This window comes from Streptomyces sp. x-19 (assembly GCF_046549115.1).
GTDB lineage: Bacteria > Actinomycetota > Actinomycetes > Streptomycetales > Streptomycetaceae > Streptomyces > Streptomyces albulus_C.
Genome location: NZ_JAJPWK010000020.1, coordinates 109,408 through 135,640, shown reverse-complemented (window position 1 = coordinate 135,640; position 26,233 = coordinate 109,408). Strand labels below are relative to the sequence as shown.

Sequence of the window (26,233 nt, the reverse complement as noted above, 5' to 3'; positions counted from 1 at the left end):
CGGGCCCGGGGCCCGGCCGGCTACGACACCACGTCCTTGCGGGCGAAGCCGCGGAAGGCCAGCGCGGTGAGCACCAGCGCGTAGGACACCGACACCGAGGCGCCCTGGAGCATCCCGGTCCACTCCAGTTGGGGCTGGAGCGCGTCCGCCCACGAGTACTGCCAGTGGGCGGGCAGCACCGCGCGCCAGTCGCCGAGCGCGGTGACCTGGTCCAGGACGTTGCCGACGATGGTCAGTCCGACGGCGCCGCCGACCGCGCCCAGCGGCGCGTCGGTCACGGTGGACAGCCAGAACGCCAGCGCGGCGGTGACCAGTTGGCTGACGAAGACGTAGCCGGTCACCACGGCCAGCCGCAGCACCGCGTCGCCCGGGGCGAGCGCGCCCCCGGTGGGCAGTTGCAGCGGCCCCCAGCCGTACGCGGCGGTGCCCACCGCCAGCGCGACCACCGGCAGCAGCAGCATCGCGGCGGCGCTGAAGACCAGCCCCACGGTGAACTTGCTCAGCAGCAGGCGGGCCCGGGGCACCGGGGCGGCCAGCAGGTAGCGCAGCGAGGACCAGCTCGCCTCCGAGGCGACGGTGTCGCCGCAGAACAGCGCCACCGGCACCACCAACAGGAAGCCGGCGGAGACGAACAGCGCGGTGGCGGCGAAGTTGGCACCCGAGGCGGTGGCGGTCGTCATCAGGCTGATCCGGCCGGTGGAACGGGTGCCGGGGTCGCCGCCGATCGCGAACGCCGCGACGAGGACGAACGGCAGCAGCGCCAGGATCGCGCCGATCACCAGGGTGCGGCGGCGCCGGAGTTGGCGGCGGGCCTCGACGCGCAGCGGCAGGGTGCGCCGGGCGCGGTAGCCGGGCGCCGCCGCCGGGGTGGTCGCGGTCATCGTCCGTCTCCTTGGATCAGGGTGAGGAAGGCGTCCTCCAGGCGGCGGTGCGGGCCGACGCGGTGCACCGGGACGTCCATCCGGACGAGGTCGGCCAGCAGCTGCGGGGTGCCGCCGGGCGTGGCGAGCCGGACCAGCAGGCCCTCGTCGGCGCGGGCCGCGAAGTCCACGCCGGACAGCGCGGCGACCTTCTCCACGACGGCGTCGGACAGCGGCGCGGCGTCCCCGACGTCGATCAGCACGGTGTCGCCGGAGCCCACGACGTCACCGACCGGGCCGGCCTGGACGAGCCGGCCGCGGTCCATGACGACCAGGTGGGTGCAGCTCTGCTCGACCTCGGACAGCAGGTGGCTGGAGACGATGACGGTGCGTCCGGCCGCCGCGTAGCGGATCATCACCTCGCGCATCTCGCGGATCTGCGGCGGGTCCAGGCCGTTGGTCGGCTCGTCGAGGATCAACAGGTCCGGCAGGCCCAGCATCGCCTGGGCGAGGGCCAGGCGCTGCCGCATGCCCTGGGAGTAGGTGCGCACCGCGCGCTGGAGGGCGTCGCCCAGGCCGGCGATCTCCAGGGCCTCCTCGGTGTGCGCGTCGGCGGCGGGCCGGCCGGTCGCCTGCCAGTACAGGTCGAGGTTGGCCCGGCCGGACAGGTGCGGCAGGAAGCCGGCGCCCTCGACGAACGCGCCGACCCGGGACAGCACCGGCGCGCCCGGCCGGATCGCCTGGCCGAACACCCGCACCTGGCCGCCGTCCGGCCGGATCAGGCCCATCAGCATCCGCAGGGTGGTCGTCTTGCCGGCGCCGTTGGGTCCCAGCAGCCCCAGCACCTGGCCGCGTTCGACGCGGAAGGTGAGGTCGCGGACGGCGTACCGGTCGGTGGACTTGGCGTAGCGCTTGGTCAGGTCGGTGATCTGCAGCGGGACGTCGGCCAGGGCCGGGTCGGGGGCGGGCGCCGCGGTCCTGCGGCGGGCGGTGAGCAGCAGCAGCGCGGCGACGACCGCGGCGCCCGCGGGCAGCGCCCAGGTCCAGGCCGGCAGCGGGGCGGCGGCGCTGCGCACCTCGGGCGCGGTGGGCACCTCCAGGGTGCCGGTGGCCGCCGGGCCGCCGGCCAGGGAGACGGTGTAGGTGGCGGGCTCGACCGGGGTGGCGTAGCCCAGGTCGGTGGCGGACAGGACCAGGCGCAGCCGGTGGCCGGCGGCGAAGTCGTGGTCGACGGTGGGCAGGCGCAGCCGCACGGTGCGGCCGTCCCCGGCCCCTTCGACGCGGTACGGCGTGACCAGTTGGGAGGGCAGCAGTTGGCGGCGGCCGTCCGGGGCGACGTCGTAGAGCTTGGCGAAGAACACCGCGTCCGGGGAGCTGGAGCGGATCCGCACCGTGGTGGTGGGGCTGCCGGTGAGGTGGACGGAGCTGCGCAGCGGTGCGGAGTCGAAGTGCGCGTACTGGCCGGGGAAGTCGAGGGAGAGGCCGCCGGCGCCGAGGGCGGAGAGGTTGCCGAGGGCGCCGGCGCCGGGCACCGCGGAGATCGCCGGCGGGGCGGCGCCGGCGGGGTTGGCGAAGCGCTGCTCGCGCCCCGTCAGCGGGATCGGGCGCGGGTCGTGGTCCAGGCCCGGGTACTGGTCGGCGCTGGCGCCGCGCAGCCGTACGGTGCCGGCGGTGGAGTCCACTCCCCCGGTGCGGCTGACCCGGAACGCGGGCCCGGTGGCGGCGTGCCGGTCGCCCTTGAGGTAGCGGTCGAACCAGGCCGTGGTGCGGGCGGTGAGGCGGGCGGTCTCCCGGTCGCCGCCGTCGTGTCCGCCGGCGATCCAGTCGACGGCGACGGGGGCGCCGTTGCGGCGCAGCGCACGGGCCGCGGCGTCGGCCTGGTCGAGGGGGAACAGCGAGTCGGTCTGGCCCTGCATCAGCAGCGCGGGCACCTTGATGCGGTCGGCGACGGCGGACGGGCTGCGGGCCGCCAGCAGGTGGCGGGCCGCGGCGTCCGGCTTCCCGCTGACCGCGACCCGCTGGTACATCGCGCAGAGGGCGGGCGCGAACCGTCCGCAGCCGCCGGCGGTCGCGGACGCGCCGCCGGGACCGGCCGGGTTGGCGGAGTCGGACGGGCCGGGTGGGGCGGCGGGGCCGGCCGGGGTGGGTGCGGCGGACGCGCCGGTCGGGTCGCCGGTGGGGGCGGCCGAGCCGGTGGTGAAGAAGATCCCGGCCCACAGCTTCTTGAACACCCCGTTGGGGAACAGGGCGTCGGCGAGGTTCCAGTAGGTGATCTGCGGGGCGATGGCGTCGACCCGCGGATCGTGGCCGGCGGCCAGCAGCGCGACGGCGCCGCCGTACGAGGCGCCGGCGATGCCCACGCGTGGGTCGCCGGGCTTGTCGAGCCGCACCTCGGGGCGCTTGGCGAGCCAGTCGATCAGGCGGCTGACGTCGGCGACCTCGCCGTCCGGGTCGTTCAGTCCGATCGTGCCGGTGGACTTGCCGAAGCCGCGCGCCGACCAGGTCAGCACCGCGTAGCCGTCCCGGGCCAGTTGTTCGGCCTCGGGGCGGACGTCGGTCTTGCTGCCGCCGAAGCCGTGGCCGAGGAGGACCGCGGGCCGCCGGCCGGCGGCACCGCCCGCGGCGAAGAAGGAGGTGTCGATCCGCACCGTCCGGGCCGCGCCCGGCGTCTCGGGCATCGTCAGGACGTGGTCCTCGCGGTGCACGGCGGGCGGGGCGTCCGAGGCGGCGGCCACCCAGGTGCCGCCCCCTATCAGCAGGGTCAGCGCGGCCAGGGTGGCGTGGAGCCGGCGCCCGCGCAGTCGGAGATCCATGGCTGAATCCTAGGGAGCGGTCGAGGCGGGCGGCCCGTCCCGGGGGCGGAACCGGGCGCCCTCCCGGGGGAGTAGTCCCGGCCGAGGCCGTACCGCGTCCGTGGTACGCCGGGTGCGGCCGGTGGTCCGGCGCCCCGCCGCCGGGCCTGACCGCACGTCAAGCGGCTTCGGCCGTGCGCGCGTACGGAAGACGGCGGTCACCGGCCCTCGGACCGGTGACCGCCGTCTTCGCTGCGTTCCTGGCGTCAGTACTGCGGCGGGCCGAACCCGCCCGGCGGGGGCTGCGGGACGCCGGGCGGCACGGGCGGGACGCCGGGCGGCACCGGGGGGCCGCCGACCGGGGGCATGAGCGGCGGGCCGGGCTGCTGCCAACCGGCCGGCGGCGGGGCCGCGGGGCCCGGGACGAAGCCGGGGGCGGCGAACGCCATGGCCGGGGCCGGCGGTTGCCAGGCGGGCGCGACCGGCTCGCCGCGGACCATCAGCGCGCCCAGCGCCAGCGAGCCGAACAGGTCGAGCGCCAACTGGGCGCAGATGATCACGCTGAGGCCCGGCGTCGACTTGGTCATCTCCACGAACGCACCGGTGCTGAGGAACGAGACGACACTCAGCACGGCGTTGGGCAGCAGCGCGACGGCCAGGCCCAGGGCGAGGCCGCGGGCCGCGCAGCCGCGGGCCAGGCAGGTGATCCCGGCGATCGCGGTCAGCAGGAGGAACACCACCGCGTACCAGCCGGGGGCGAGCGCCAGGAGCGAGGACAGCGTGCCCTTGCCCAGGTAGAGCAGGGTGACGGCGTCCGTGCCGTACTGCACCAGCAGGTAGAGCTGGTAGACGACGTAGCCCAGGGCCATCGCGCCGAGCGTCAGGCCGCCGATCACGCCGGCCGCCTTCGCCGGGCGGGCCGGCGGTTCGCTGGGGGCCTGGCGCGGCCAGGACCGCATCCCGGCCAGCAGCACCACGCCCGCGACCAGGGTCAGCAGGAACAGCGGCAGGCTGCTGAGGAAGACCCCGTCGAAGGTGGCGGTGCCGGTCTCCGCGTTGCGGAACCAGCGGTCGTCGCTGGTGTGGTTGCCGACGCTGATCAGCGCCTGCAGTGCGGTGGCGAAGGTGACGGTGGTGGCGACGGCCAGCAGCCCGCCGGCCGAGCGGCGGCCCGCGAACGCCGCGCCGGCGGCGGTCAGTTGCAGCAGGCAGAAGCCGAGCTGGACCGGGTCGGTGACCTGGTTGGTGCCCGGCGCACGGCTGCCGATCCAGCTGCCCCAGACGCCCACGATGCCGAACTCGCCCACGTCGACGGCGAGCCAGTACGCCGTCCAGAAGAAGAACAGCAGGCAGAGAACGCCCGCAGTGATCCGCGCGCCCTTGGCCAGCGCGGTGCCTTGTGCCATGTCGTCCCCCGTTGTGTCGGTGCCGCGCGGCGGTTGCTTCCCGCAGCGCGAGCAGCACCGTAGCAATGCCCGGCCGCGGGGTCCGCCCCGGACCACGGTCATGCGGCGCCGCCGGCCGCGGCGGTCACCGGCGCCCGGCACCGGTGGTGGCGGACGTGCGGACTCCCTGCCGGCGGGGGACCGGCAGGGAGTCCGGACGGCAGCGCCCGTGAGGGGGGCGCGTCCGTCGGTCGGGGGCGGGCTCCGGTCAGTGGTTGCTCGGGAAGCCCAGGTTGATGCCGCCGTCGGACGGGTCGGGCCAGCGGGTGGTGACGACCTTGCCGCGGGTGTAGAAGTGCACGCCGTCGTTGCCGTAGATGTGGTGGTCGCCGAAGAGCGAGTCCTTCCAGCCGCCGAAGGAGTGGTAGCCCACCGGGACCGGGATCGGCACGTTGACGCCGACCATGCCGGCCTCGACCTCCAGCTGGAAGCGGCGGGCCGCGCCGCCGTCCCGGGTGAAGATCGCGGTGCCGTTGCCCCACGGCGAGGAGTTCATCAGCTCGATGGCCTGCTCGTAGGTCTCGACGCGGACCACCGAGAGCACCGGGCCGAAGATCTCGTCGCGGTAGGCGTCCATCTCGGGCGTGACGTTGTCGAGCAGCGAGACGCCGATCCAGTGGCCGTCCTCGTAGCCCTCGACGGTGTAGCCGGTGCCGTCGATGACGACGTCGGCGCCCTGGGCGGCGGCGCCGGTGACGTAGGAGGCGACCTTGTCGCGGTGGGCCTTGGTGATCAGCGGGCCCATCTCGGACGCCGGGTCGTCGCCGGGGCCGATGCACAGCTTGTCGGCGCGCTCCTTGATCTTGCCGATCAGCGGGTCGGCGGTGTCGCCGACGGCGACGACCACGGAGATCGCCATGCAGCGCTCACCGGCCGAGCCGTACGCGGCGTTGATCGCGGAGTCGGCGGCCAGGTCGAGGTCGGCGTCCGGGAGGACCAGCATGTGGTTCTTGGCGCCGCCCAGCGCCTGGACGCGCTTGCCGTTGGCGGTGCCGGTGGTGTGGATGTACCGGGCGATGGGGGTGGAGCCCACGAAGGAGACGGCGGCGACGTCCGGATGCTCCAGCAGGGCGTCGACGGCCACCTTGTCGCCGTTGACGACGTTCAGCACGCCGTCGGGCAGGCCCGCCGCGGCGGCCAGCTCGGCGAGCTTGTACGCGGCGCTGGGCACCTTCTCGCTGGGCTTGAGGATGAAGGTGTTGCCGCAGGCGACGGCGAGCGGGAACATCCACATCGGGACCATCGCGGGGAAGTTGAACGGCGTGATGCCGGCGACCACGCCCAGCGACTGGCGGATCGCGGCCACGTCCACCCGCGTCGACACCTGGGTGGACAGCTCGCCCTTGAGCTTCTCCGTGATGCCGCAGGCCAGCTCGACGATCTCCAGGCCGCGGGCGACCTCGCCCAGCGCGTCGGAGTGCACCTTGCCGTGCTCGGCGGTGATCAGCCGGGCCAGCTCGTCGCGGTGCGCGTCCACCAGCTCGCGGTACTTGAACAGCACCGAGGTCCGCTTGGCCAGCGAGCTGGTGCCCCAGCTGCGGTACGCCTCCCTGGCGACGCGGACCGCGGCGTCGACCTCGTCGACGGAGGCGAAGGCGACCTGCTTCTCCTGGGCGCCGGTGGCCGGGTTGTAGACCGGCCCGAAGTTGCCCGAAACACCCTCGACGGGCTTCCCGCCGATCCAGTGGTTGATGGTCTTCATGCGAGGGGCCTTTCGTACGGTGCGGCGGAGCGGATGTCAGAGGTGGCGGCGGCGTGCGGCGGCGTGCTCGTCGTACGCCCGGCGGGCGGCGACCGCCGCCGGACGCGTCGCGGTCTCGGCAACGGGTACATCCCACCAGGCTTGCGCCGGTGGCGCGCCCGGCACAGTGTCAGTCGTTTTGGTCTCCACGTAGACACATGTGGGCGTTTTTGCGCCGCGGGCCTCGACGAGGGCGGTGCGCAGTTCGGCGACGGTCGTGGCGCGCAGCACCCGCATGCCCAGGGAGGCGGCGTTGGCGGCGAGGTCGACGGGCAGCGGCGCGCCGGTGTACGTGCCGTCCGGGGCGCGGAAGCGGTAGTCGGTGCCGAAGCGCTCGCCGCCGGTCTGCTGGGAGAGGCCGCCGATGGAGGCGTAGCCGTGGTTCTGGATGAGGACGAGGGTGATGTTGATGCCCTCCTGCACGGCGGTGACGATTTCGGTGGGGTTCATCAGGTATGTACCGTCGCCGACGAGCGCCCACACCGGCCGGTCCGGAGCGGCCATCCGCACTCCGATCGCGGCCGGGATCTCGTAGCCCATGCAGGAGTAGCCGTATTCGAGGTGGTACTGCCTGCGGGACCGGGCACGCCAGAGTTTGTGCAGGTCACCGGGGAGGGAGCCGGCCGCGTTGACGAGGATGTCGGAGGCGTCGACGAGCGCGTCGAGCGCCCCGAGGACCTGGGTCTGCGAGGGCTGCGCGGCGGGGTCGGGGGCGGCGAACGCGGCGTCCACCCGGCGCTCCCAGTCGGCCTTGGCCGCGGTGTACTCCGCCTCGTAGGCGGCGTCCACCCGGTGGCCGGCGAGGGCCTCGCGGAGCGCGTCGAGTCCGGCCCGGGCGTCGGCGACCAGGGCGAGGGCGCCGAGCTTGTGGGAGTCGAACGCGGCGACGTTGAGGTTGACGAAGCGGACCCGGGGCTCGGCGAAGAGGGTGGCGGAGGCGGTGGTGAAGTCGGTGTAGCGGGTGCCGACGCCGATCACCACGTCGGCCCGCCGGGCCAGTGCGTCGGCGGTGGCGGTGCCGGTGTGGCCGATGCCGCCGACGTCCGCGGGGTGGTCGTGGCGCAGCGATCCCTTGCCGGCCTGGGTGGCGGCGACCGGGATGCCGGTGGCGTCGACGAGGTCCCGCAGCGCCTCCTCGGCCTCGCTGTGGTGGACGCCGCCGCCGGCGACGATCAGCGGCCGGCGGGCCGCGCGGACCGCCCGCACCGCCTCCGCCAGGGCGTCGGCGTCGGGCGCGGGCCGGGGCACCCGCCACACCCGGTCGGCGAAGAACTCCACCGGCCAGTCGTACGCCTCGGCCTGCACGTCCTGGGGCAGTGCGAGGGTGACGGCGCCGGTGTCGACGGGGTCGGCGAGCACCCGCATCGCTTGGAGGGCCGCCGGGACGAGCGCTTCCGGGCGGGTGATCCGGTCGAAGTAGCGGGAGACCGGGCGGAGGGCGTCGTTGACCGACACGTCGCCCGCGGACGGCACTTCGAGCTGCTGGAGCACCGGGTCGGCGGGCCGGGTGGCGAACACGTCGCCGGGCAGCAGCAGCACCGGGAGACGGTTGACGGTGGCGAGCGCGGCTCCGGTGACGAGGTTGGTGGCGCCGGGGCCGATGGAGGTGGTGACGGCTTGCGCGCTGAGGCGGTCGCACTGCCGGGCGTAGCCCACCGCGGCGTGCACCATGGCCTGTTCGTTGCGCCCCTGGAGGTAGGGGAGCTTCGGGGGCGCGTCGGTCGTCTCCGGGGCCGCCGCGCTGCCGGACTCCAGCAGCGCCTGCCCGATGCCGGCGACGTTGCCGTGCCCGAAGATGCCCCAGCAGGCGGTGATCAGGCGGTGCCGACGGCCGTCCCGCTCGGTGTACTGGTGGGCGAGGAACTCCACCAGGGCCTGCGCCACGGTCAGCCGGCGGGTGCCGGCCGGGCCGGGCGCCGCCCGGTCCGGCGCGTCGCGCGACGGGCGAGGGGTCGAGGCGCTGGTCGGGTCGTTGGTCGGCGCGGTCATCGCGGGTCTCCTGCCGGTGCCGGTGCGGTGTACAGGGGGAGTCGGGGGTCGACCGGCTGCTGCGGCCAGGTCGAGCGGATCCAGCCGTGGTCGGGGTGGTCGCAGATCAGCCACTCGCGCGTCTGGCCCGGCCCCGCCATGACGTTGAGGTAGTACATGTCGTGCCCGGGGGCGGCGATGGACGGGCCGTGCCAACCGTCCGGGATGAGCACCGCGTCGCCCGTGCGGACCTCGGCGAGGACGTCGGTGCCGCGCCCGTGCCCGGAGGGCGTCACCCGCTGGTAGCCGAGGCCCGCCGTCCCGTGGGCGGCCGCGATCTCGAAGTAGTAGATCTCTTCGAGCGCGGACTCCTCGCCGGGGCGGCACTCGTCGTGTTTGTGCGGCGGGTACGACGACCAGTTGCCGCCGGGGGTGAGCACCTCCACCGCGATCAGCCGGTCGCAGTCGAACGCGTCGGCCGCGGCGAAGTTGTTGACCTGCCGCGAGCAGGTGCCGGAGCCGCGCAGTTCCACGGGCACGTCGGACGCGGCGCCGTGGCGGGCGGGCAGCCGGCGCGTGCAGCGGGCTCCGGTGAGCGCGAACCGGCCGCCGGCCGGGCTGGTGATCCGGACCCGCGCGTCCCGCGGCACGTAGGCGAAGTCCGTCACCCCGTGGAACACGCTTCGCCGCCCGGCCAGCGCGAACGTCCCGCCGTCGGGGCCGTCCGCCCGGACCGTGCAGCCGCCGGAGAGCGGCAGCACGATCCACTCGCTGTCGCCGGTCGCGAAGGAGTGGGCGCCGCCCGGCGGCAGTTCGAGGATCCGCAACGAGGAGTGGCCCCAGCCGGCCGTCTCCGGCGCGACGTCGAGGGCGTACGGCCCCGCGGCGGCGCGGCCCGCCGGGAGGTGGAAGGAGGAGGCGGCGGGGGGCTCGGCGCTCCCGCCGTGGGGGGTGTCGGGCCCGTGCGGCGTGTCGTGGCCGCGGGCCGGCTGGGTGTCTGCGAACTCGGCGCTCATGACTGCAAGTCTCCTACTCGCCACTGACAGTGAGGTTCTGCGGCGGTGCGGCGCCTGCGCGGGCCGCCCGCCGCGGCGGCGTCGCCCGGACCTAGAGCAGCCCCACCGCCGAGTCGACCGCGCCCGCCACGTCGCCGTCCGGCGGGTAGAGCAGCGAACGGCCGACGACCAGGCCGTGCACGGTCGGCAGCCGGAGCGCCTTGCGCCACTTCTCGTAGGCGGCCTCCTGTTCCCGCACCGTCCCGCCGACGTCGCCGCCGAGGAGGACGACGGGCAGGGTGGAGGTCTCGCAGACCCGGGCCATCGCGTCGGGGTCGTCGGTGACCGGGAGCTTCAGCCAGGTGTAGGCGGAGGTGCCGCCGAGGCCGGAGGCGATGGCGACGGAGCGGGTGACCGCGTCGGGGCTGAGGTCGTTGCGGACGGTGCCGTCCACCCGCCGGGAGAGGAACGGTTCGACGAAGGTGGGCAGTTCCCGTTCCGCCATCGCGTCGATGGCGCGGGCGGTGGCCTCCAGGGTGGCCAGCGAACCGGGGTCGTCGTAGTCGATCCGCAGCAGCAGCTTGCCGGCGTCGAAGCGGAGCCGGGCGATGTCCTGGGGGCGGTGGCCGGTGAACCGGTCGTCCATCTCGAAGGCGGCGCCGGCGATCCCGCCGCGGTTCATGGAGCCCATGACGACCTTGCCTTCGAGGGCGCCGAGCAGCAGCAGGTCCTCCAGGATGTCGGCGGTGGCCAGCACCCCGTCGACGCCGGGCCGGGACAGTGCCAGCACCAGCCGTTCGAGCAGGTCCAGGCGGTTGGCCATGGCCATGCGGCGGTCGCCGACGGCGAGCGCGCCGCGGGCCGGGTGGTCGGCGGCGACGATCATCAGCCGGCCGCTGTCGCCGAGCAGGGGGCGACGGGTGCGGCGGGCGGCGGCCTCCGCGACGGCTCCGGGGTGCCGGGCCCGTAGCGCGGGGAGGTCACTGATCCGTGGGGACAAGGCTCAACTCACCTTCTTGAGGACGCGAATGGGGGCGGGGCGGGCGAGGCGGGAGGCGGACCCGCTCACCGTGCCGCGAGGAACTCCTCGACCTCCGCGGCCGTCGGCATCGCGGACGAGCAGGCGAGGCGGGAGGCGACGATCGCCCCGGCGGCGTTGGCGTGGCGCATCATCGGCTCCAACTCCCACCCGGCCAGCAGTCCGTGGCACAGCGAGCCGCCGAACGCGTCCCCGGCGCCGAGCCCGTTGACCACCTCGACCGGGGTGGGCGGCACCTCGACCGAGCGCCCGTCCCGATGGACCGCGAGCACCCCCTTGGGTCCCTGCTTGATGACGGCCAGTTCCACGCCCCGGTCGAGCAGCGCCTCGGCGCACGCCTTCGGGTCCCGCAGGCCGGTGGCGACCTCCGCCTCGTCGACGTTGCCGACCGCGACCGTGGCGTGCCGCAACGCCGCCTCGTAGTACGGCCGGGCGGCGGCCCTCGCGGCCGCGCCGGTGGCCCCGCCGGCCCCGGAGGCGCCGCCCTCGCCGCCCCAGAACATCGGCCGCCAGTCCAGGTCGAAGACGGTGGTGCCCCTACGGTCCCGCGCCTGAAGCGCGGCCAGGGTGGCGGCGCGGCTCGGCTCCTCGCACAGTCCGGTGCCGGTGATCCAGAAGATCCGGGCCGCGGCGACGGCCGCCAGGTCCAGTTCCTCGGGGCGGATGGCGAGGTCCGGAGCCTTGGGGCGGCGGTAGAAGTACAGCGGGAAGTCGTCCGGCGGGAAGATCTCGCAGAACGTGACCGGTGTGGGGAGGCCCGCGACCGGGGTCACCCAACGGTCGTCGACGCCGAAGTCGCGCAGCGCCTGGTGGAGGTAGTCCCCGAACGGGTCCCGTCCGGTGCGGCTGATGACGGCGGTGCGGCGGCCCAGCCGGGCGGCGGCCACCGCCACGTTGGTGGCCGAGCCGCCGAGGAACTTCCCGAACGTCTCCACCTGGGCGAGCGGCACCCCCGTCTGCAACGGGTAGATGTCCACCCCGATGCGCCCCATGGTGATCAGGTCGTACGGCTCGGTCATTGCAGGCCCCTTCGGGTCACCCGGTGCGACGGTGCCGGCCCCTGCTCCAGCGGAGCCGAGAGCGCGGGGCGGCCGACGGCGGATCGGTCGGTCGGAGCCGGCTCTCCCCGCCGGCTCCCGCTCCGAACAAAGGTCTAACCGCCCGCCACAAACCCTGTCAACACTTTGTCCTTACATTAAGACGTCAACCGTCTCCCCTCGGCCATCGAGCCCCGCACTCACCCGGCACGCCCGCCACCCCTCCCGTCCCTCCAAGTCCTTAAGTCCTTATGTCAGGACGAAGTCTTGACACTCCCCAGGGCGGCAGAGAGGCTGTGCCCCACAACCGACCCCAGCGCCTCCCGGTCACCGCCGACCGGCGAGAGGAGAGCCGCAGCATGTCCGCACCCCGTGCCGCCTCGCCCGTCCTGGACCGCCTCCGCATCGGTTCCGCCCCCGACTCCTGGGGCGTCTGGTTCCCCGACGACGCGCAGCAAGTCCCCTGGCGGCGCTTCCTGGACGAGGTCGCCGAAGCCGGCTACGAATGGATCGAACTCGGCCCGTACGGCTACCTGCCCACCGACCCCGCAGCGCTGCGCGCGGAGACCGACCGGCGCGCCCTGAAGGTCTCGGCCGGCACCGTCTTCACCTCACTGCACCACGGCCCGTCCGTATGGGACGAGACCTGGACGCACGTCCGTGAAGTCGCCACCCTCACCCGGGCGATGGGCGCCGGGCACCTCGTCGTCATCCCGTCCTTCTGGCGGGACGACAAGACCGCCGAGATCATCGAACCGCCCGAGCTGACCGTCGAGCAGTGGAAGCACCTGACCACCGGCATGGAGCGCCTCGGCAAGCGGGTCCGCGACGAGTTCGGGCTGGACATCGTCGTCCACCCGCACGCCGACACCCACATCGACACCGAGGAGCACGTCGCGCGCTTCCTCGACGTCACCGACTCCGACCTGGTCAACCTCTGCCTGGACACCGGCCACTACGCCTACTGCGGCGGCGACAGCGTCAAGCTCATCCGCACCTACGGCGAACGGATCGGCTACCTCCACCTCAAGCAGGTGGACCCGGACGTCCTCGGCGACGTCGTCGCCAAGGGCACCCCGTTCGGCCCGGCCGTCCAGCAGGGCGTGATGTGCGAGCCGCCGTTGGGCGTCCCGGCGCTGCCGCCCGTCCTGGAGGCCGCCCAGGAACTGGACGTCGACCTCTTCGCCATCGTCGAGCAGGACATGTACCCGTGCCCGCCCGACCGGCCGTTCCCGATCGCCCAGCGGACGCGCCGCTTCCTGCGGTCCTGCGGGGCGTGAGTGATCCTCGGCAGTGCGGCCGACCGCGGCCCGCGGGCGAACGGGGTGCGCGCGCAGGAACGGCGCGCGCACCGGGGACGACGAGGTGCGAGAGGAACGGCGTGAGGGACGACATGGGCGAGACGAGGGACGACATGGGCGAGACGCGCGAGACGGGCACGGCGGACGGGAGGAGCACGGTGGGGCGGACGCCGGGAGCAGCGGCGACACGGGGAGCGCACGGGACCGCGGGCCTCCCGGGCACGTTGGGCGTCGCGGTCATCGGGACCGGACGCATGGGCGCCGACCACGTGCGGCGCCTCCACGACGTGATCAGTGGGGCCAGGGTGGCGGCCGTGGCCGACCTCGACGCCGACCGGGCGGAGCGGTTGGCCAAGGACATCGACGGGGCCACCGCCTACGCGGATCCGGCCGCCGCCATGGACGACCCCGGGGTGGACGCCGTCCTGATCGCGTCGCCGGGGCCGGCGCACGAGGCCGCGCTGCTGGACGCCTTCGCCCGCGACCTGCCGGTGCTGTGCGAGAAGCCGCTGACCCCGGACGCGGCCTCCGCGCTGCGGGTCCTGGAGGCCGAGCGGAAACTGGGCCACCGCCGCGTCCAGGTGGGGTTCATGCGCCGCTACGACGCCGGCTACCGCACCCTGAAGTCCCTCCTGGCGAAGGGGACTTACGGCCGTCCGCTGATGCTGCACAACAAGCACCGCAACGCCGACACGCCGCCCGGCTTCACCAACGCGATGACGATCAACGACTCGGTGGTGCACGAGATCGACGTGACGCGCTGGCTGCTCGACGAGGAGATCACCGCGGTGCGGGTCCTGCGCCCGACCCCGACCGGCAACGCGCCGGAGGGACTCAGCGACCCGCAGCTGATCCTCTTCGAGACCGCGGCCGGTCAGGTCGTCGACACCGAACTCTTCGTCAACTGCGGCTTCGGCTACCAGGTCAGCTGCGAGGCGGTCTGCGAGGGCGGCACCGCCCGGATCGGCGACGACCACGGGGTCTTCGTCAACGCCGCCGGCCAGTGGGGCGGCACCGTACCGCCCGGCTTCGTGGAGCGCTTCGAGGACGCGTACGACCGGCAGGTGCAGCACTGGGTGGACGCCACCCGGCGCGGCGAGGTCGAGGGCCCGAGCTGCTGGGACGGCTACGCGGCAGCCGTGGTGTGCGAGGCGGGCGTCCTGGCCCAGGCCAGCGGCGAACGCGTCCCGGTCGAACTGATCGAGCGCCCGGACCTCTACCGCTGACGGGCCCCACTGGACGAGGGGCCGCCCCGGCGGCGGCCTCTCGAAGGAAGGCCCCTCCCCGCGGGGGCCTCCCGGTGACGGCCCCCTCCACCGGCGACCTGCTCCACCCGGCGGCCGGCGCCAGCCGTCCGGCTCCGCACGCCAGGTGACGTACCTCCGCCGCCACAGTCGACTTATCGACTCACCTGGGTACCGAACCCACCGGGCCGTCCACCCGGGCCGCCCACCCGTGCAGTCACCCCACCGAAAGGCCGCACCATGCGTACCGCGCACGGTCCCCGCCCGCCCCACGGGCCGGCGGTTGGGGGCAGTTCCCCCGAGCCGCCCGTCCCGTCGCCTCCCCCACCGGGGACGCCCTCCCGCGCCGCCCGACGCTTCGTCGTCGCCATCGCCGCCATCGCGGCGCTCGGCGGTGCGCTCTTCGGCTACGACACCGGGGTGGTCTCCGGCGCGCTCCCCTTCATGGAGGAGCACTTCGGCCTCACCTCCCTCGGCGAAGGCGTCATCACCAGCGCGCTCCTGATCGGCGCCGCCTTCGGCTCGCTGGCCGGTGGACGGATGGCCGACGCGCTGGGGCGGCGCAACTCGCTGCTGTGGGCGGGCGCGGTGTTCACCGGCGGGGCGGTGGCGGTCGCCCTGGCGCCCACCGTGCCGTTCATGACCCTCGCGCGCTTCGTGCTGGGCCTCGCCGTCGGCAGCGCCTCCGTCATCACCCCGCTCTACCTCTCCGAGATCGCGCCCCCGCACGTCCGCGGCCGGCTGGTCTCGTTCAACTCCCTGATGATCGTCAGCGGTCAGCTGCTGGCGTACCTCGTCAACGCCGTGCTGGCCCATTGGGAGGCGTGGCGCTGGATGCTGGGACTGGCCGCGCTGCCCGCGGTGGCGCTGCTCCTCGGCGTCCTCTTCCTGCCCGACACGCCGCGCTGGTACGTCAGCCGGGGGCGGCGGGACGAGGCCGGCGCGGTGCTGCGCCGCACGCTGGCCGCCGACGACGTCCCGGAGGAGCTCACCCGCATCGAGCGGGCCCACCGCCTGGAGGCCGACGCCCGCCGCGGCGGCTGGCGCGAACTGCAACGCCCCTGGGTGCGGCGCCTGTTGCTGATCGGCATCGGGCTGGCGGTCGTCCAGCAGATCACCGGGGTCAACGCGGTCATCTACTTCGCCCCCAAGATCCTGGCGACGACCGGGCTGGGAACCAACGCGGCGATCACCGCCACCCTCGCGATCGGCGCCGTCTCCGTCATCGCCACCGCGATCGGCATGTCCCTGATCGACCGGGTGGGCCGCCGCCCCATGCTCCTGTGGGGGCTCTCCGGGATGACGGTGTCGCTGGCGCTGCTGGGCGCCGCGTTCCACCTGCCGCACTCCACCGCCGTCAGCTCCCTCGTCCTCGGCCTGATGGTCCTGTACATGGGCTTCATGCAGGCGACCCTCAACACCGGCGTGTGGCTGCTGCTCGCCGAGATGTTCCCGCTGAAGGTCCGCGGGCTGGCCATGGGAGCGGCGGTGTTCGTGATGTGGCTGGTCAACTTCGGGATCGCCCTGGCCTTCCCGCTACTGCTCGACGCGGTCGACCCCGCCGTCACGTTCTGGCTGTTCAGCGCGATGTGCGTGGTCTCGCTGGTCTTCTGCAAGCGGTACGCACCGGAAACCAAGGGGCTGGCGCTGGAGGACCTGGAGCAGGAACTCCGCAAGGGCGCGAACGGATCCACCGCGGACGCGGACGCGACCTGACCCCGGACGCGCCCCGGGACGCCCACCCGACCGCAACCACGGACCCGACCACCGCCACGACCACGACCACGACCACTTCTGGACGAACCGAGCGAAACTGTCGACTCCTCGAACACTTCCGGCCAATCGCCGGGCCGCCCGGAACCGCGCGTCGCCTCCCCGCCGTGCCAACAGGTGCGCTCACATCCAACGCGCCCAACGGGGGGGAAGCAATGGAACACGTGAAAGCCCATCGCACAGGCACAGGCACAGGCACGGGCACGGGCAGCCGTCGGGCGGGCCTCCTCGCGGCGACCGCGGGGCTGGTCGTCGCCGGAATGCTCACCGCCGGCCCGGCATCGGCCGCGGCGACCGGACCGGACGACTCCACACGGCCCGCCACCCTGGCCGCCTGCGCCTACTACGACGGCAACGCCCTCACGGTCTACGGTCAGCGCGGCGACCGGGTCAAGCAGGTCCAGTGCCTCCTGGCGAACCGGCACCACCTCAGCTGGCAGGACGTGACCGGCTCCTTCGGCGCCAAGACCCGGACCGCGGTCAAGGAGTTCCAGACCAAGCACCACCTGACCGCCGACGGCAAGGTCGACAAGAAGACCTGGCGGGCCCTGTATGCGTGACCCCGCGCCCCAGCGCGTCGCCACCCACTGACGGGGTCCACGATCGGTGGATCGCACGTCGGGCCGCGCGGCCCGACGTGCGAATCGTCCCGCCGGCGTCACGGCCGTCGCTCCCCTGTCACGGCTGTCACCGTTACGCGGGCCTTCCGTCACAGCCCTTCAACAGCCCCTCGCCGACGGTCACTCACCGTCGTTGTCCGGGCACAGGGTGAGTGATCACCCCGCCGCACGCAGGCCCCCGCCGGCTCGCCGGGCCGACCCTGCGCGCGGCACCGAGGAGGTGCGCAGAGATGACCGACCGAAGGCTCTGGTCGTACAAGGAAATCGCCGCCCACATCCAGGTGCAGCCGGACACCGTGCGTTCCTACCGCAAGCACGGATTGCTGCCGGAGCCGGATCTGGTGGAGTGCGGCAAACCGTACTGGTACGCGGACACCGTCAGAGCCTGGGTGGCACGGCGCCCGGGCCAACGCGGACGGCAGTGACGGCACCGGAGGGCACCTTCCCGTGAACCGCGGCCCACGGTGGCCCCGTTAGGCGAGCGGCGATCCCCCCACCCAACGGGCCGGCCCCCTCACCCCGCTCGGTCACGACGCCCCGCCCGCCTCCTCCCCCGCGTCCTTCCGCGGCGGTGCCGAGGAGCCCCGGACCTCCAACGACGGTGTGACGCGCTGGTGGTCGGCGGGCGCGTCGGGGTGCGCCATCCGGTCCAGCAGGCAGCGGGCGGCGCGACGGCCGACCTCGTGGCTGGCGTTGTCGACCGAATCCAGCCAGAGGTGGCGGATGCGGGCGAGATAGGTGTTGTCGTAGCCGACGAGCGACAGGTCGGCCGGCACGTCGAGCCCCAACTCACCGGCCGCGGACAGCGCACCGACGGCGGCGAGGTCGTTGAACGCGAGGATCGCGGTGGGGCGGCGGACGCCCCTGGCCGGGCCGAGCAGCCGCACCGCGGCGCGGTAGCCGCCCTCCTCCGTGCCGTCACCGCCCTCCACCACCGCGTGCGCGGCCAGTCCGTGCGCACCCATCGCGGCCTCGAAACCGCGCCGACGCAACGCGCCGACCGGCCCCCGGCCGGCGAGGTGGGCGATCCGCCGGTGCCCGAGGCCGATGAGGTGCTCGGTGGCGAGGCGGGCGCCGTGCTCGTCGTCGTTGGCGACGGTGTCGGCCCGCGGAAGCCGGGGCCCGTGGTCGCCGGCGATGACGGTCGGCAACCGCTCGGCGACCTCGGCGAGCCCCGCGGTGTCCGGAAGGGTGCCGACCGCCACCAGGCCGTCGACGCGGAGCTCCTGGAAGGTGCGGGCGAACTCCCGGCCGGTGCGCCGGTCCAGGCGGCCGTCGGCCATCACCATCCGCAGGCCGTGCGCGTGCAGCAGGGAGTTGAGGCCGTCGAGGACGTCCGTGAACCACGGGTTGCGCATGTCGTCCAGCAGCACGCCGACGGTGTCGGTGCGGCGCGCAACGAGGCTGCGGGCGGCGGCGTTGGGCCGGTACCCCAACTCGTCGATGGCCGCCAGGACGGCCTGCCGCTTGGCGTCGCTGACCCGGGGCGAGCCCCGGAGGACGAGCGAGACCAACGATTTGGAGACACCGGCGCGTGCGGCGACACCGCGGATCGTCGGGGGCCGGTCGGCACCGGGAGGCGGCTCGGGGGGCTCGCCCGGCGAGATCGCGGGCCGCTCGTTGGACCGTTCCATGAGGGGAAATCCTTCCATCGGCGCAGGTCAACGTCAATGCGTGGGCGTACGCCTCCCGTGCGTTCACCGGCGGACCCAACGGGCGGCACCGCCCCGGCTGGCGGAGCGCCGCCGCCCCGCCCCGCGCACGCCGGGGGCTCCATTCCTTCCACGGCACGGGAGTTGACCCACCACGCAGGGGTTGACATCCGGACATACGCACCTGCAGGGTGCCGGGGACGTCATGTTTGGACCGTTCCAACACCCCGCATGCCCGCCCGCCCCGCCGAGGCCACACCGGCAAGCACGCCCCACCCCCGCACCCCCCACACGGCCCGGCTCCCCTCGCCTCCTCCTGAGCTCCCTCCCCCGTCCGCCCTCTCCTCCCCTCCTCTTCGCCCTCCCCAGCACCTCCCGCCCCAGAAAGGACCCCCGTGAAGATCGGTCTCATCGGTACCGGGCGCATTGGCGCGTTCCACGCCGCGACCTTGCAGAACGTCCCCGGCGTCACCGACCTCGTGGTCGCCGACGCGGACCCGGTGCGGGCCGCCGCGCTCGCCGGCGACCTGGGCGTACGGGCCGCCGACGACATCGCGGCGATGTACGCGAACGGCTTGGACGGGGTGGTGATCACCGCCGCGACCAGCGCGCACGCGACCTTGCTCCATCAGGCCCTGGACGCCGGCGTGCCGGTCTTCTGCGAGAAGCCGGTGGCACTGGACGTACCGGGCACCCGCGCCGTCGTGGCACGCGCCGAGGCCGGCCGGGTGCCCGTGCAGATCGGTTTCCAGCGGCGGTTCGACGCCGGATACCGGGCGGCGCGGGCGGCGCTGCGCTCCGGCGAACTGGGCTGGCTGCACACCCTGCGGGCCTGCACCAGCGACCAGTCGCCGCCGCCGGCCGCCTTCATCCCCACCTCCGGCGGGCTGTTCCGGGACTGCAGCATCCACGACTTCGACGTCATGCGCTGGCTGACCGGTCGCGAGGTCGTCTCCGTCTACGCCCAGGGGGCCAACCGCGGCGCGGACTTCTTCGCCGCCGGCGACGACGTCGACACCTGCGCCGCGCTGCTGCGCTTCGACGACGACACCCTGGCCACGGTCACCGCCACCCGCTACAACGGCGCGGGCCACGACGTCCGGTTGGAGGTCTGCGGCTCCGCCGGGGCCCGCTTCGTCGGCCTGGACGACCGGGCGCCGATGCCGTCCGCCGAGACCGAACTGTCCTGGCGCCGGGCGGAGGTCCCGTACGCCACGTTCATGGAGCGGTTCCACGACGCGTACGTGACCGAACTGGAGGTCTTCGCCGAGGTGGCCGCGGGCCGCACGCCCAGCCCGTGCACCCCCGCCGAGGCGTTGGAGGCGCTGTACGTGGCGGAGGCGTGCGACCGCTCGCGCCGGACCGGCCGGCCGGTGGCCGTGGCGGACGTGCGGGCGGCCGGGGCCGGCGATGCGACGCCCGGCGCATGACCGGCACCCGGGTCCCGACGGGGCGGTCGCCGATCAGGGCCGTGAGGTGCGCCGTCAACGGCGGGCGGGCGCCGCGCAGGTGGCCGGGGCTAGCCCCGGCCACCGGTCGTCACTTCCGGCAGCGTCGCCCGCCACTCGTTGGCCCGTAGGAGATGGTCCTTGGGATACGCGATCTCGCACGGCCCCAGGAGGATGAAGCCGGCTTTGCGGCACACCGCGTTGGACGCGGCGTTGGCCACGGCGGGGAAGGCGTGGACGGTGCGGTGGCGGCCCTCAGCGGCGGCGGCCGCGAGGACCTGCCGCACCGCGCTCGCCGCGATGCCGCGCCCCTGGAACGCGGAGAGCACGCACCAGCCCGCCTCGTAGACGGGCGCGTCCCGCCACTGCGCCTCCCAGAAGCCGACGGTGCCGACCGCTTCGCCCCGCGGCAGCAGGATGCGGTACATCCGGCCCGGGCCCTCGCCGCCGAGGTATCTCAGGTGGCGGCGGTCGAGCTGCTCCGCGGTCTCGGGTCCGCCCAAGTGGCGGGTCATCTCGGGGGTGTTGGCCTGCTCCAGCAGCGTGCGGTCGGCTGCCGTCCAGGGCGCGATCCGCACCGCGGGGGCGGCTTCGCGTGCTGCGGTTTCCCGTTCCGTCGTCATGTCCCCAACGTTACGGACGGCCACTGACAGTCACGCCGCGGTAATGGATGACGCCTGGTCACCGCCCTCCTCGCGGTCCGTGCGGGGAGGGTTGCCGGGGGCCCGTCGCGCGGCCCGGGCGCGCAGTGCGCGGCGGTGGACGACCCACTGGACGGCGGTCCCGGCGGCGGCCACGAGGACGGAGACGCCGATGCCGATGACCGCGGCGTAGAAGGGGTTTCCGGCGGCGGCGCTGCCGAGGTAGCCGAGGCCGACGGCGTAGGTGGCCCACAGGGACTCGGCGAGACCGGCGCCGATCAGGTACTTGCGCGGCGGGTAGTGCAGCACACCGGAGGCCAGGGCCCCGGCGATCCGCCCGCTGGGCGGGAACCGCACGGCGATCACGAAGGGCACGCCGTGGCGCCGGATCCGCCGGGACGTCCACGCGAGTGCCGCCCGGCGGCTCGGGCGGCGCAGCATCCAGGCCCGGACGGGACGGCCGAAGCGCCGCGCGGCCAGGTACATCAGGACGTCTCCGAGGAGGGCACTGCCGGCGACGACGACCAGGACGAGCGGGAGCGCGACGCGCCCCTCGGAGGGCGAGGACGCCGGTGGAGAGCAGGAGTGCGGAGTTGGGGACCAGCGGCGGCAGGGTGGTCAGCGCCAGCAGGCCGTAGAGGGCGAGTGTGTCGCCCATCCGGCCGCCTCCTCGGATCCGCGCCCCGAGTCCGTATGCCCAGGCTGACGCGCGGCGGGGCGGGTGGCAACGCGTGCGGCCCGGGGCGGCCCGGGGTTGGCTTGATACCCCTAGGGGGTATACAGTGCGAAAGTCGGGAGGACGACACCGGCCACCACCGCGCTCCCTTGCGCCACTTGGGCACCACACTGGGCGCAACGGCCACATCGCCCGTACCGGCGCATGTCGGCACACACGGCACCACGAGGAGAAACCCATGGCTGAGAACGGCTCCTGCTGCACCCCCGAAGGCTCCTGCCACACCGGCGGCGGCACCGCCGTCGAGGTCGGCGCGGTGACCACCACCTACAAGGTCACCGGCATGACCTGCGGCCACTGCGAGGGTGCGGTGTCGTCCGAGATCGGCGAGATCGCCGGCGTGAGCGCGGTGCAGGCGGTCGCGGCGACCGGCCTGGTGACCGTCACCTCGAAGGCGCCGCTGGACGAGGCCGCGGTCCGCGAGGCGGTCGACGAGGCGGGCTACGAGCTCGTCGGCCTCGCCTGACGCCGGCGCAGGCACACCCACGAGGCGCAGGGCGCCCCGCTGCCGGCGGGGCGCCCTGCGCCTCGTGCGCACGCAGCGGGACCGCCCGCAATCAGGCACTGACGGTAATCGCCGCAGACCGGGACGATCAGCGACGAACGGTCACAACCTCAGAGCTTGGTCACAAAAATTCACATGGTCCTTACAACTCGCACAACACCCATACGCCAGGGCGGCGATCTGCAAAAGGAAGTCCTTGACCAGATTCGCCCCTATATGGCATGAGACCCAGATCACACTCATCGGAACGTAACCATTGAGGGGGGTCGCGAGTCTAACCGGGCAGTGCAGGCACCCCGGCGGGGCTTGCACTGCGACAGCCGTGCAGGGTCTTTGGGGGACCGTGTTCGGCTCCGCGTTGGCCGGGGCGACGCGCCCGGGGAGCTTTGAGCGGCCCTCCCGAATGTGCGCGTCCCGGCAGAGCGCGGTGCAACCCGGAACGCCCGGACGGATCCCGTGGGGGGAATCCGCACCGGGACATGGGAAGCGCCCCGCACTCTGGACCCGTGGGGGGATCCGGAGGCGGGGCGCTTTCTCTTTCCCGCGCACCGCGGCGCCGGCGCGCGGCCAGCACGGCCCGCGAGGGCACGGAAACGCATTTGCGCGATTATCGATCACCGGTGTGCAACGGCTGGTGTCGGCCCAGCCGTTACGCCAGGGTCGGGTTCAGCGCTCCTGGACGGGCACGAAGTCGCGCTCGACGACGCCGGTGTAGACCTGCCGCGGACGGCCGATGCGGGAACCGGGCTCGGTGATCATCTCGTGCCACTGGGCGATCCAGCCGGGCAGCCGGCCGAGCGCGAAGAGCACGGTGAACATCTCGGTCGGGAAGCCCATCGCCCGGTAGATCAGGCCGGTGTAGAAGTCGACGTTCGGGTAGAGCTTGCGCTCGACGAAGTAGTCGTCGGCCAGCGCGTGCTCTTCCAGCTTCAGGGCGATGTCGAGGAGCTCGTCGCTCTTGCCGAGCGCCGAGAGGACGTCGTGCGCCGCCGCCTTGATGATCTTCGCCCGGGGGTCGAAGTTCTTGTAGACGCGGTGCCCGAAGCCCATGAGCTTCACGCCGTCTTCCTTGTTCTTCACCTTGCGGATGAAGGTGTCGACGTCGCCGCCGGCGTCCCGGATGCCCTCCAGCATCTCCAGCACCGACTGGTTGGCGCCGCCGTGCAGCGGGCCCCAGAGGGCGTTGATGCCGGCCGAGATCGAGGCGAAGAGGTTCGCCTGCGAGGAGCCGACCAGGCGCACGGTGGAGGTCGAACAGTTCTGCTCGTGGTCCGCGTGCAGGATGAGCAGCTTGTCAAGCGCGCTGACCACGACCGGGTCCAGGTCGTACTCGGCGGCGGGGACCGAGAAGGTCATCCGCAGGAAGTTCTCGACGTAGCCGAGGTCGTTGCTCGGGTAGACGACCGGGTGGCCGACCGACTTCTTGTAGGCGTAGGCCGCGATCGTCGGAAGCTTGGCCAGCAGGCGGATCGTGGAGATGTGCCGCTGCCGCTCGTCGAACGGGTTGTGGCTGTCCTGGTAGAACGTCGACAGCGCGCTGACCACGGAGGACAGCATGGCCATCGGGTGGGCGTCCCGGGGGAAGCCGTCATAGAAGCGCTTGACGTCCTCGTGCAGCAGGGTGTGGTACGTGATGTCCTGCTTGAAGGCCGCCAGCTCATCGACGGTGGGCAGCTCACCGTTGATGAGGAGGTAGGCGGTCTCCACGAACGTGCTGCGCTCCGCGAGCTGCTCGATCGGGTAACCGCGATAACGAAGGATGCCCTTCTCGCCGTCGAGATAGGTGACCGCGGACTGGTACGCCGCGGTGTTGCCGTAACCGGAATCCAGGGTCACCAGACCGGTCTGGGCGCGCAGCTTCGAGATGTCGAAGCCCTTGTCGCCGACCGAGCTGTCGACGATCGGGTAGCTGTATTCGCCGTCCCCGTAACGCAGTACTACAGAGTTGTCGCTCACGTCATCCCTCACCGACGTTGTGCCTCTTCTTCGAGGTGCCCTGACTGCCTATACCTTCCCCCATTTGGACCTTGGATGTGCACTCGGGGTCGGCCATAGGGCCTCATCGCGGCACTCAGTGCCGCGTACGGGGTCCATCCTGCTCCCGTTCGCCCCGATTGGGAAAGAGGGGCGACCTCACCTCACTCCGGCGAGCCGGTGATCCAGGGCCGTATGCCTCCGACCGGCGGATACCGTCCGCACGGCCTGTCCGAGGGCCCTGCGGGACCCCACCAGCACCACCAGGCGCTTCGCCCGCGTCACCGCCGTGTAGAGCAGATTGCGCTGGAGCATCATCCAGGCGCTGGTGGTGACCGGAATCACCACCGCCGGGTACTCGCTCCCCTGGGAGCGGTGGATCGTCACCGCGTAGGCGTGGGCGAGCTCGTCCAGTTCGTCGAAGTCGTACGGGACCTCCTCGTCCTCGTCCGTGAGGACCGTCAGGCGCTGCTCGACGACGTCGAGGCCCGTGACCACCCCCACGGTGCCGTTGAAGACGCCGTTGCGGCCCTTCTCGTAGTTGTTCCTGATCTGGGTGACCTTGTCGCCGACGCGGAAGACCCGGCCGCCGAAACGGCGCTCGGGGAGGTCCGGGCGGGCCGGGGTGACCGCCTGCTGGAGCAGGCCGTTGAGCGATCCCGCACCGGCCGGGCCGCGGTGCATCGGGGCCAGCACCTGGACGTCCCGGCGCGGGTCGAGGCCGAACTTCGCCGGGATGCGGCGCGCCACCACGTCGACCGTCAGCCGGGCGGCCTCCTCCGCATCCTCCTCCGGGAACAGGAAGAAGTCCGGCAGACCGCTGGTCAGCGGTGGGACGCCGGAATTGATGCGGTGCGCGTTGGTGACCACACCGGACTGCTGGGCCTGGCGGAAGATCTTCGTCAGCCGGACGGCGGGCACGGGCCCGTCCGGCACCCGGCCGTCCTCCCCCTCGGGCGCACCGCGCCCGGCCCCTCCCCCGGCGAGCAGATCGCGCAGCACCTCGCCGGCACCCACCGACGGCAGCTGGTCGACGTCCCCCACCAGCAGCAGGTGGGCGCCGGGCGGCACCGCCTTGACGAGCTTGTTCGCCAGCAGCAGATCGAGCATCGACGCCTCGTCGACCACCACCAGATCGGCGTCCAGCGGGCGGTCCGCGTCGTAGGCGGCGTCCCCGCCCGGCTTGAGCTCCAGCAGGCGGTGGACCGTGGAGGCGTCGGCGCCCGTCAACTCCGCCAGGCGCTTCGCGGCCCGGCCCGTGGGAGCCGCCAGCACCACCGTGGCGCGCTTGGCGCGGGCCAGCTCGACCACCGAGCGGACGGTGAACGACTTGCCGCAGCCCGGGCCGCCGGTGAGCACCGCGACCTTGCTCGTCAGTGCCAACCGGACCGCCGCCTGCTGCTCGGGGGCCAACTGCGCCCCCGTGCGCCGCGCCAACCACGCCAGCGCCTTGTCCCAGTCCACGTCCTGGAAGGCGGGCATCCGGTCGTCGTCCGTGCGCAGCAGTCGGGTCAGCCGCCCGGCCAGGGAGATCTCGGCGCGGTGGAACGGCACCAGGTACACCGCGGTGACCGGAGCGCCGTCCTCCGGGCCGGGCACCTTCTCGCGGACCACGCCCTCCGGATCCTCGGCCAGCTCGGCCAGGCAGTCGATGACCAGCCCGGTGTCCACCTGGAGCAACTTCACCGCGTCCGCGATCAGTTGCTCCTCGGGCAGGAAACAGTGGCCCTGGTCGGTGGACTGCGACAGGGCGTACTGGAGGCCGGACTTGACCCGGTCCGGGCTGTCGTGCGGGATGCCCACCGCCTGGGCGATCCGGTCGGCGGTCAGGAAGCCGATGCCCCAGACGTCGGCGGCCAGGCGGTAGGGCTGGTTCTTCACCACGGAGATCGACGCGTCGCCGTACTTCTTGTAGATCCGCACCGCGATGGAGGTGGACACGCCGACGCCCTGGAGGAAGACCATCACCTCCTTGATCGCCTTCTGCTCCTCCCACGCGGCGCCGATCAGTTTGGTGCGCTTGGGCCCCAGGCCGGGCACCTCGATCAGCCGCCCGGGCTCCTGCTCGATCACGTCGAGGGTGTCGATGCCGAAGTGCTCGGTGATGCGGTCGGCGATCCGGGGGCCGATGCCCTTGATGAGACCCGAGCCGAGGTAGCGGCGGATGCCCTGGACCGTGGCCGGCAGGACGGTGGTGTAGTTCTCCACCGTGAACTGCTTGCCGTACTGGGGATGGGAACCCCAGCGGCCCTCCATCCGGAGCGACTCCCCGGGCTGCGCACCCAGCAGGGCACCGACGACGGTCAGCAGGTCGCTGGAGCCACGGCCCGTGTCGACCCGGGCGACCGTGTAGCCGTTCTCCTCGTTGGCGTACGTGATCCGCTCCAGGACCCCTTCCACCACCGCTGCGTTGACCATGCCTCGACGGTACCGCCGGGGACCGACAGCGGTGCGGGCGGCGG

The 26,233-nt window shown here is 73.4% G+C and carries 20 protein-coding genes; 7 read left to right on the top strand and 13 right to left on the bottom strand.

The genetic code is table 11. The features are described from left to right. Positions 1–20: 20 nt before the first annotated feature. The 8 genes from ACLJT4_RS32365 to iolC all read right to left on the bottom strand — a co-directional run bounded on the left by ACLJT4_RS32365 (position 21) and on the right by iolC (position 11,859). Entirely contained in the window at positions 21–881 is an 861-nt protein-coding gene (locus ACLJT4_RS32365) for an ABC transporter permease (RefSeq protein ID WP_016571345.1), read from the bottom strand. Further along, on the bottom strand, positions 878–3,673 hold the full coding sequence (locus tag ACLJT4_RS32360) for an alpha/beta fold hydrolase (protein WP_411127762.1): 2,796 nt from the start codon (positions 3,671–3,673) through the stop codon (positions 878–880). Before ACLJT4_RS32360 ends, ACLJT4_RS32365 begins: the two co-directional genes overlap by 4 nt. Before the next feature lie 245 nt (positions 3,674–3,918). Further along, positions 3,919–5,058, bottom strand: a complete 1,140-nt coding sequence (locus ACLJT4_RS32355) for a hypothetical protein (protein WP_411127760.1) — start codon at positions 5,056–5,058, stop codon at positions 3,919–3,921. Between the two features lie 247 nt (positions 5,059–5,305). After that, positions 5,306–6,799, bottom strand: a complete 1,494-nt coding sequence (locus ACLJT4_RS32350) for a CoA-acylating methylmalonate-semialdehyde dehydrogenase (RefSeq protein WP_411127758.1) — start codon at positions 6,797–6,799, stop codon at positions 5,306–5,308. Between the two features lie 36 nt (positions 6,800–6,835). Then, the gene (gene iolD, locus ACLJT4_RS32345; RefSeq protein ID WP_411127756.1) at positions 6,836–8,827 is read right to left on the bottom strand and encodes a 3D-(3,5/4)-trihydroxycyclohexane-1,2-dione acylhydrolase (decyclizing); all 1,992 of its coding nucleotides are present in this window, start codon (positions 8,825–8,827) and stop codon (positions 6,836–6,838) included. Next, positions 8,824–9,822, bottom strand: coding sequence for a 5-deoxy-glucuronate isomerase (gene iolB / locus ACLJT4_RS32340; RefSeq protein ID WP_411127754.1), 999 nt, complete (start codon positions 9,820–9,822; stop codon positions 8,824–8,826). The genes iolD and iolB overlap by 4 nt, the downstream gene beginning before the upstream one ends. A 91-nt stretch (positions 9,823–9,913) precedes the next feature. Beyond that, positions 9,914–10,801 carry a deoxyribose-phosphate aldolase gene (locus ACLJT4_RS32335; protein WP_411127752.1) on the bottom strand — a complete coding sequence of 296 codons (888 nt, stop codon included), beginning with the start codon at positions 10,799–10,801 and terminating at the stop codon, positions 9,914–9,916. 65 nt (positions 10,802–10,866) lie between these two features. Further along, entirely contained in the window at positions 10,867–11,859 is a 993-nt protein-coding gene (gene iolC / locus ACLJT4_RS32330) for a 5-dehydro-2-deoxygluconokinase (protein WP_411127750.1), read from the bottom strand. A 377-nt stretch (positions 11,860–12,236) separates the two neighbouring features. Between iolC and ACLJT4_RS32325 the strand changes: the two genes are divergently transcribed. From ACLJT4_RS32325 to ACLJT4_RS32305, 5 genes are all read left to right on the top strand, one after another. Then, positions 12,237–13,157: a sugar phosphate isomerase/epimerase family protein gene (locus ACLJT4_RS32325; protein WP_411127748.1), complete on the top strand. Its 921-nt coding sequence runs from the start codon at positions 12,237–12,239 to the stop codon at positions 13,155–13,157. A gap of 245 nt (positions 13,158–13,402) precedes the next feature. Then, positions 13,403–14,404 carry a Gfo/Idh/MocA family protein gene (locus ACLJT4_RS32320; protein WP_411127800.1) on the top strand — a complete coding sequence of 334 codons (1,002 nt, stop codon included), beginning with the start codon at positions 13,403–13,405 and terminating at the stop codon, positions 14,402–14,404. Between the two features lie 258 nt (positions 14,405–14,662). Continuing rightward, complete coding sequence (locus ACLJT4_RS32315; RefSeq protein WP_411127746.1) at positions 14,663–16,138, top strand: sugar porter family MFS transporter; 1,476 nt, start codon at positions 14,663–14,665, stop codon at positions 16,136–16,138. 212 nt (positions 16,139–16,350) lie between these two features. After that, on the top strand, positions 16,351–16,755 hold the full coding sequence (locus ACLJT4_RS32310) for a peptidoglycan-binding domain-containing protein (RefSeq protein WP_411127744.1): 405 nt from the start codon (positions 16,351–16,353) through the stop codon (positions 16,753–16,755). 290 nt (positions 16,756–17,045) lie between these two features. Continuing rightward, on the top strand, positions 17,046–17,240 hold the full coding sequence (locus ACLJT4_RS32305; protein WP_016574064.1) for a helix-turn-helix transcriptional regulator: 195 nt from the start codon (positions 17,046–17,048) through the stop codon (positions 17,238–17,240). Between the two features lie 102 nt (positions 17,241–17,342). On the opposite strand, the gene ACLJT4_RS32300 is transcribed toward ACLJT4_RS32305, so the two are convergent. Beyond that, complete coding sequence (locus ACLJT4_RS32300) at positions 17,343–18,449, bottom strand: LacI family DNA-binding transcriptional regulator (RefSeq protein WP_411127741.1); 1,107 nt, start codon at positions 18,447–18,449, stop codon at positions 17,343–17,345. Between the two features lie 413 nt (positions 18,450–18,862). On the opposite strand from ACLJT4_RS32300, the gene ACLJT4_RS32295 reads away from it, so the two are divergent. Continuing rightward, positions 18,863–19,897, top strand: coding sequence for a Gfo/Idh/MocA family oxidoreductase (locus ACLJT4_RS32295; protein WP_411127739.1), 1,035 nt, complete (start codon positions 18,863–18,865; stop codon positions 19,895–19,897). An 89-nt stretch (positions 19,898–19,986) separates the two neighbouring features. Here ACLJT4_RS32295 and ACLJT4_RS32290 read toward each other — a convergent pair whose 3' ends face one another. Next, the gene (locus ACLJT4_RS32290) at positions 19,987–20,538 is read right to left on the bottom strand and encodes a GNAT family N-acetyltransferase (protein WP_411127737.1); all 552 of its coding nucleotides are present in this window, start codon (positions 20,536–20,538) and stop codon (positions 19,987–19,989) included. 30 nt (positions 20,539–20,568) lie between these two features. After that, complete coding sequence (locus tag ACLJT4_RS32285; RefSeq protein ID WP_411127735.1) at positions 20,569–21,042, bottom strand: DedA family protein; 474 nt, start codon at positions 21,040–21,042, stop codon at positions 20,569–20,571. Between the two features lie 428 nt (positions 21,043–21,470). On the opposite strand from ACLJT4_RS32285, the gene ACLJT4_RS32280 reads away from it, so the two are divergent. After that, positions 21,471–21,758 (top strand): heavy-metal-associated domain-containing protein, encoded by a 288-nt coding sequence (locus ACLJT4_RS32280; protein ID WP_016570279.1) that lies wholly within the window; start codon positions 21,471–21,473, stop codon positions 21,756–21,758. 705 nt (positions 21,759–22,463) lie between these two features. Here the strand turns inward: ACLJT4_RS32280 and ACLJT4_RS32275 are convergent. Together ACLJT4_RS32275 and ACLJT4_RS32270 are read right to left on the bottom strand one after the other, a co-directional pair. Next, on the bottom strand, positions 22,464–23,753 hold the full coding sequence (locus ACLJT4_RS32275) for a citrate synthase (RefSeq protein ID WP_016570280.1): 1,290 nt from the start codon (positions 23,751–23,753) through the stop codon (positions 22,464–22,466). 177 nt (positions 23,754–23,930) lie between these two features. Further along, positions 23,931–26,189 carry an ATP-dependent RecD-like DNA helicase gene (locus tag ACLJT4_RS32270; protein WP_411127732.1) on the bottom strand — a complete coding sequence of 753 codons (2,259 nt, stop codon included), beginning with the start codon at positions 26,187–26,189 and terminating at the stop codon, positions 23,931–23,933. Between the last annotated feature and the right edge of the window lie 44 nt (positions 26,190–26,233).